The organism is Siminovitchia jepli (assembly GCF_047228825.1).
Classification (GTDB): domain Bacteria; phylum Bacillota; class Bacilli; order Bacillales; family Bacillaceae_C; genus Siminovitchia.
This window is the reverse complement of record NZ_JBFEGN010000127.1, coordinates 1-7,135: the sequence shown is the minus strand read 5'-3', so window position 1 is coordinate 7,135 and position 7,135 is coordinate 1. Positions and strand designations below refer to the sequence as shown.

Below are 7,135 nucleotides of genomic sequence, written 5' to 3'. Positions count from 1 at the left end.
CATACAATGTGATAGTTCACGTTATATACACAAGTTCTAGCGTGTTTAAGATTTGGTTTGTTTTTCATACATATAGTGTATAATGCTGTTTGTTTATAATCAATAGGAATGACATTTTCAGTATATACATATAGTCATTCAAATAGTACAAAGAAGGCGGTCATTCATCTCCCCATTGAAATGCGGAGGATTCTGACCGCACAATCCTAAAAGAGAGTGATCTTACGTATGAGGATTACGCTTCCATAGATGATGGACTTCGATATGAATTAGTGAACGGTCAACTGGAGTTAATGAGCCCTGAATCTGTTCCCCATCAGATGCTGAGCTTTGAAATGCAAAAAGTGATCGCCAGAAGCTGTGAGTCGGAGTATCTGATTTTATATGCACCTCTTGACGTCATATTAAGTAAGGCAACCTGATTTAATCCTTGTGCACCGTCAGCGTATGAATATTATCAAGAAACATGGGATTGAGGGGGCTCCAGATCTTGTCGTCGAAATCTTATCCTCCTCGACAATAAAGCGGGACAAAATGGACAAATTAAAAACCTATGCCATCTATCAGATTCCTGAATATTGGATTGTAGAGCCGAGAACGGGGATTTTAGAAGCCTATGTCCTGCAAGGAAAGCACTACGAGATTGCTAATATTTTTCAGGAAGAAGAACCTGTAGCCTCTCCCAATATCCTTTGCCTATCCTTTACCATGGCAGAAATGATGAGCAAAATTCCAAATTTAGAGGATTAGTAAACCGGAGCTGGATCTGCCTCTTCATTGATAATTGCTGCGGTCGACTGCAATAAGGCCGCTTCAAGCATAAACCTGGATATAACATTAGATGGATTTTAAAATGTAAGCTGATGAGTTACATATGCAAACTCATCAGCTTATTTGTATGCGTTCTTTTTCGTCATGTTCCGCTGAGCTATCTGAATAAGATTGCCGCATGTATCGTCGAAGACAGCTATTGTGACTTCCCCCATTTCTGTCGGTTCCATCGTAAACTTCATTCCATGCTTCATTAACCCCAAACATTGTTGCTGGGATGCCTTCGGCATATATCTTTTTTTGATACTCTTTGGCGGCTGGATGGTTATTCGGTTCAAGCAAAAGCTCGGTACCTTCTTGATCGTCGGGAGAAACAAGCGTGATCCACCTAAATTCTCCTGCGGGAACGTCATGCTTTTTTACAAAGCCCAGGATTTCTGAATAAAACTCCAGTGCCTTGTCCTGATCTTGTACAAATATACTGGTAACAATGATTTTCATATTTTTTCCTCCCTCTGCTTTTCACTGATTCAATTCACGCATGATTACTTTCGTATACGCGCCGCCTTCCGGGCGATTTTTCATCAAGATGGAACCGTTATGTTTTTTCGCAATGGTGTGGGCAATATACAAACCGAGACCAAAATTGCCGTCTGTGCCTGTTCTTGACTCGTCTTCCCGATAAAATTTTGTAAACAACCGATCAGCATTCTTTTGCTGGAATCCCGGTCCGTTATCCGTGATTTCAAATATAATCGTTTCCTGATTGACCGTTGTTTTCCAGGCAATTTCTCCATACTGTGGACAGTAACGGATACTGTTTGTCATCACATTGTCCAATACTTGGGAAATCCGATGGGGGTCGATCTGCATCATTTGATCGGATCGGTCAAAATGAGCAGACGATTGAAAGGAAATTTTTTTTTGATCACAAAGAAGACGGTATTCATTCGTCTTGTCTTCAATAAAATCCGTCATATTCACGTACCGGGGCTCCATTGCAAACGTCGGATGATCCACAATTGATACTGTATTAAGCTGATCCATTAAGCGAACGGCGCGCTCTGTACTCGTGAAAATCGTTTGCAAATAACGTTCAAGTCGTTCCGGATCCCTGGCCCCACCCTCCAATAATCCTTCCACATGACCATGAATGATCGTAAGCGGTGTACGTAAGTCATGGGCAATCGCCGCCACCATCTCCTTGCGCTCCTCTTCTATTTCCCACTGGCGCAAAAGCGATTTCTTCAATGCTTTTCGCATGTCTTCAAAAGCACCGATTAATTGCTGCAATTCCGTCACGGTCTTAAACTCGGCCAGTTGAAAATCCAAATCGTGATTTCGGATTTTCTGCACACCTTCCATTAAAGAGTGAAACGGCTTCTCCATTTGTTTGCTCAATCTCTTCCCGATCAAATAAGAGAAGAAATAAAAGTACACAAATGGACAAATAAGAGAGAGAAAACCAACTAACAGGATGATGCCTCTTGCACCGGGGTTCGCAGAGGCGAGCGTCAGTTTATAACGAAAACCGATCGCTCCAATAAAGCCGCCATCTTTGTCAAACAACGGGAAAAAGCGAATAATATTGTTTCGCATATACAAATTGTCGTTTAAGCTGTCAAGCAACTCTTTTTCATTGTTAATATAGGCTGCAGATGTCGAACCGTACAGCAGGTTCCCGTGTTTGTCCAACACTTGATAATCCATTCCTTCCAGCGGAATCCGCTGCTCCAATGCCTGCTTCGCTCCTTTTGACAACAGTTGTTCTTTCTGCTGTTCCACATATTTCATAATGTTTGGAATCTGGCTTTCGTAATAATTCGCCGGATTCATTTGATTAGAGTAAAAGACAAAAGCAGCAAGCACGATTCCCCATGTTACAATCGTTGCGGCCATACTGAAAAATAATATTTTGTAAAAAGAAGCAATGACTTGCTTGCGGATGGGTCTCACTGCTTTTCCCATTTATACCCTACTCCCCATACGGTTGCGATATAAGAGGAATCTGTATTAAAGTCCGCCAGTTTGGCGCGAATTTTTTTAATATGCTCGGTAACAGTTGAAGCATCTCCCTCCGCATCATACCCCCAGATTTTTTCATAGATCTGCTCGCGGGAAAAAACTTGCCCTGCATGAAGCGCCAGAAATTTGATCAATTCAAATTCCTTCGTCGTAAAAGCGATTTGTTTATTTTGATAAAAGACGGCATAGCCGTCCAAATCGATCATAAGATGCCCGAAATACAATTGTTTTGCCGGCTTCTTCGCTCTCCTTTGTTCGTGCCGCAAATGCGCCATGATGCGTGCATGCAACTCCCTCATGCTAAAAGGTTTGACCAAATAATCATCACCGCCGACCATTAAGCCTTTAATCCGGTCTTCTACGCTGCCTCTGGCGCTTAAAAAAATAATTGGACAGTCGATATGTTCACGGATCATTTCACAGAGTTCAAATCCGTCCATTCCGGGCATCATCACATCGAGAATAATGAGTTCCGGTTCCCTTGCAAGGAGCTGCAGCGCCTTCTCGCTATTGTATGCGGTCAAGACCTCATATCCGTGATCTTGAAGAGAATCCTTCATGAACGAAACAATATCCTGTTCATCATCGACGATTAACACTTTTGTCATTGATTGCTCATCCCATCCACTGTTTCTTTTTCCAAATGCCCATATTCATCATACAACTTGCCGCAATAATTAGAAATAGACTGACATAAAACGATGCCTGAAATTCCCCGAGCACGGCGAAAATCGAATCCGAGGGGACAAACAAATAATCGAATACATCATGTATATAGATCCCGCCAACGAGGACAACAACTGTTCCGGCATACGCCAAAATCGGATTCGGCATGATCATGCTGATCAAACTGCATAGGCCAATGACCGCAACGACAATCAAAAACGCAATCGCATAAAACTTCAATGTGTAAAGCAGCCCGCCAACAGCATCCATCGACTCTGTTTGATAAAAGCTCGTTTCCTCCGCATGCGGCATCAACATCCTTCCAAATATGGTGCCAACAAGCCACGTAAATATCATGATCATGAAAAAAATGCTTGCCTGAACAATCCATTTTGCCAGCAGCACGTTCACTCTTTTTTGCGGCCGAATGAGAACAAGCCGTAACGCACCCGATGAGTATTCCCCATTAAAACTGTCGACCACAAACATCGGAATCAAAATAAAGTGAAGAAAAACCCCCAGCTCCCGCAGGAAAAACGGCGCACTATTGATGGAATTTAATGGTACCGCCTGTTCCGGATCATAAAAACTGACATCCATCTGATATAAAAAGAAACATTCAAATGCCAAAGCAAAACAATAAATGAGGATCCCAACGATCGTTTTTTTCCTTTTAAATACACGCTCATATTCGCTTGCCAACAATTGTGTCACCTGAACCACCCTTTATATAAAAATATCTTTTTTCCTTGTCACCATGAGGAGCAAAAATTGAAATAATACGAAATACCCTGTGAGAACACCTATCATCCATTCTGCATATTGCGGTGTTTCTGCAAGCATCATTGTAATGCCTTCCCATTGAATCATCGGAATGGACGTAAAAAATATGTTCAGTATCGTCTTATCCCCTGCGACCGTCCGGAACAGCTGAATCACATTTGGATAGGCAAAACAAATAAGTAAATATCCGACACTTGTGCCGAGCGCCGTTGTCATCGTATGAGAAATGACCGCAATAAAAAAGATCACACTGCTTATGGAAACTAACGTAAGAAACGCCAGCCCGTAAAATTTACTGTTATAGATGAACCCTTCGAATAATGTAACACGATCCTGGTGATAAAATTGCGGATAGGTTTCCGGGTTGGAAAACAAGGCAAACCCCATCCCGTAACAAACAAGAAAATAGACTGCCAAATAAAGAAAAAGATAGCTTGCCAATACAAAAAACTTGGCCGCAACAACCTGCTGAAAAGACTTCGTCCGGGTCAATACCATTCTTAAGGCTCCTGATCGATACTCCTCCGTGACGATCAACGCAGCGATCACAATGGCTATCAGATTAAAAACTGTCATTAACATTTCCGAAAGTCCCAGAACAGGGAAATTCCCCGTCACTGTATAGTGAGGGACATCGGCAGTGAGCACTCGATTTTGTTTTTGGCAAAAGACTGCCGAAGCATACGCCATGATGGGAATCATGGCAAACAGGAGCCACGACATCTTTCTTTTCCATAATTTGCTCCATTCCACTGCCATGACTGTTTTCATGTTTCCATCATCTCGATAAACAGTGTTTCCAAATCTTGCCCGTGACCGAGCATGCCTTTCCAAACCAATTCCCCTTCGCGGATCATAACAATTTGATCGGAAACTTTTTGGATTTCATCGAGAAGGTGGCTTGAAATAAGAATCGTTTTGCCGTACTTCTTTTTCAATGTAAGAATCAGCCCCCGCAATTCCCGCATTCCGATCGGATCGAGCCCATTGGCCGGTTCATCCAGAATAAGCAATTCAGGATCCCCGAGCAGCGATTGCGCAATGCCGAGCCGCTGCTTCATCCCCAACGAATACGTCCGCACTTTTTCATCGGCCCGATTTTCCAGCCCGACAATGTACAGCACCTCCTGCACCTTTTGATCGACTGCGGCTTTTGAGTGCATGCGATGCAATCTCGCCAAATTGCTTAAATTATCCCTGCCTGTCATATATGGAAAAAAGATAGGAGATTCCACAATCGCACCGACATGTTCCAGTGCCAGCTCACGCTGATGGACAACACTATGATGTTCAATGAAGATCTCCCCTTTAGACGGACGAATCAGACCTGTTAACATGCGGATGAGCGTTGTTTTGCCGGCCCCATTCGGCCCAAGCAGCCCGCAAATCATGCCTTTTTCCACTTCAAAAGAAACATCTTTGACCAAATCCTTCCCTCTGATCCTTTTGGAAACATTCCTGCACTCCAACACATTGTTTTTCATGATCATCCCTCCTATAGGTAACTATAGGATACAAATATAAAGAGTTTATAAAGCTTTGATACAAAGTGTCGGATTGGCCGCAAATGAAAAAAATAAAAGGAGAAAAACAACCTATGTTTTCTCCTTTTAATGAATGTGAAGCGCAGCTCTGACTCAAAGCCCCAGAATGGCATTCACTTCTTTTATCTATCCAGGTTAAAAATACAGCAGGAAAGAGAAAAAGGCTCAAGCATGCCTATCATTCCCGGTTGTTAATCTTTAAGGATAAACAACATCGTGGTTATCTCTCTTCTTTTAGCTCCTCAAGTCTCTCCTTCACTGCCAAAATTTCATATTCATCGGCAATTGCAAGCGCCTTTTCATATAACTCCCGCGCTTTATCAAAATCCTTCAGTTCATCAAAGAACAGGTCTCCCCAGCCGATATAGCCCCAGGGATTACCCGGAAAATCCTGTACCAACTTCTCAAACTCACGCTCAGCTTCCTCGAATTGATCCAACTTGGCGTAAGATTCTGCAATGGCGCGACGCATATTATGAATGATGAGTTCCTCTTCTTCAGGAAAATACTTGCAAAACTCACGGCAATAATGAATTCTTTTTTCAAAATAAACAGGATCCTTCAAGCCTGCATTATAAAGTTCGACTTGTGAACTACATCGCCATTAAAATGGCGAGCTTCCAGTTCTACGCAACGAACTGATGTCCGTTAAACGTATACACTGTTGGCGTGTCCAACACCACTACTGATTGAGCATTTAGCTCTTTCAGATACTTTTTGCTGATATTAATTGCACCATTCAGATCAGCATTGATAACCGTTTTACAATCTCTGCAAACATACAGACCCCTGTGTTTACGGTTTGCTTTGAGTGCGTGTTCTTTTGAAGGTTCTGGCTTACAAAATGAGCAAGTTTGTGAAGTGTATTCTTCTGTCACCTTTTGAATCGAAATTCCTTTTTCTTCTGCTTTATAAGTAATCATTTTTATTATTTTACGGTAGGGTAATGCATGGAATTTTTGATTTGTGGTTTTTCCGAGATGATTGCCTTCACGAATCCCTGTTATGTCTCCAATGACAATGGTTTCAACACCTTGTTGCACAGCGAGGTCAATTACTTTCTTTGTCATACAATGGAGAATATGAAAGGTTTGGGATTTCTTTTTCTTATATAGATGCAGAACTCTCTTAGACTTCTTAGGATACTTGATTCCTTTTGCTGACTGTTGAACGTCAGAAATAGCTTGATAGTGTGCTATTTTCTTATGAAAGTATCGCTCAACAGAAAGCCATTGTCTCCCTGAAATAATATGTGATTTTCCTAGGTAATCATAACAGGTTATAGCATTGGCAATCCCTAGATCAATAGACATGAATTTCTTACTATTATTTTTGGTTGATACATC

The 7,135-nt window shown here is 41.9% G+C and carries 8 protein-coding genes and 1 pseudogene; 1 reads left to right on the top strand and 8 read right to left on the bottom strand.

The features are described 5' to 3' along the window. Window positions 1–447: 447 nt before the first annotated feature. Window positions 448–750 (top strand): Uma2 family endonuclease, encoded by a 303-nt coding sequence (locus AB1L08_RS20925; protein WP_413066549.1) that lies wholly within the window; start codon window positions 448–450, stop codon window positions 748–750. A 140-nt stretch (window positions 751–890) separates the two neighbouring features. On the opposite strand, the pseudogene AB1L08_RS20920 reads toward AB1L08_RS20925, so the two are convergent. The 8 genes and pseudogenes from AB1L08_RS20920 to AB1L08_RS20885 all read right to left on the bottom strand — a co-directional run. Further along, window positions 891–1,272: pseudogene (locus tag AB1L08_RS20920) on the bottom strand (VOC family protein). Between the two features lie 21 nt (window positions 1,273–1,293). Further along, window positions 1,294–2,739: a sensor histidine kinase gene (locus tag AB1L08_RS20915; RefSeq protein WP_413066548.1), complete on the bottom strand. Its 1,446-nt coding sequence runs from the start codon at window positions 2,737–2,739 to the stop codon at window positions 1,294–1,296. Next, the gene (locus tag AB1L08_RS20910) at window positions 2,724–3,404 is read right to left on the bottom strand and encodes a response regulator transcription factor (RefSeq protein ID WP_413066547.1); all 681 of its coding nucleotides are present in this window, start codon (window positions 3,402–3,404) and stop codon (window positions 2,724–2,726) included. The genes AB1L08_RS20915 and AB1L08_RS20910 overlap by 16 nt, the downstream gene beginning before the upstream one ends. A 7-nt stretch (window positions 3,405–3,411) precedes the next feature. After that, window positions 3,412–4,176, bottom strand: a complete 765-nt coding sequence (locus AB1L08_RS20905; RefSeq protein ID WP_413066546.1) for an ABC transporter permease — start codon at window positions 4,174–4,176, stop codon at window positions 3,412–3,414. 12 nt (window positions 4,177–4,188) lie between these two features. Then, window positions 4,189–5,016, bottom strand: a complete 828-nt coding sequence (locus AB1L08_RS20900; RefSeq protein ID WP_413066545.1) for an ABC transporter permease — start codon at window positions 5,014–5,016, stop codon at window positions 4,189–4,191. Further along, complete coding sequence (locus AB1L08_RS20895; protein WP_413066544.1) at window positions 5,013–5,729, bottom strand: ABC transporter ATP-binding protein; 717 nt, start codon at window positions 5,727–5,729, stop codon at window positions 5,013–5,015. Before AB1L08_RS20895 ends, AB1L08_RS20900 begins: the two co-directional genes overlap by 4 nt. A gap of 280 nt (window positions 5,730–6,009) precedes the next feature. Continuing rightward, complete coding sequence (locus tag AB1L08_RS20890) at window positions 6,010–6,354, bottom strand: tetratricopeptide repeat protein (RefSeq protein WP_413066543.1); 345 nt, start codon at window positions 6,352–6,354, stop codon at window positions 6,010–6,012. A gap of 61 nt (window positions 6,355–6,415) precedes the next feature. Next, window positions 6,416–7,135: RNA-guided endonuclease InsQ/TnpB family protein (locus AB1L08_RS20885; protein ID WP_413066542.1), on the bottom strand; the 720-nt coding region annotated here is incomplete at its 5' end.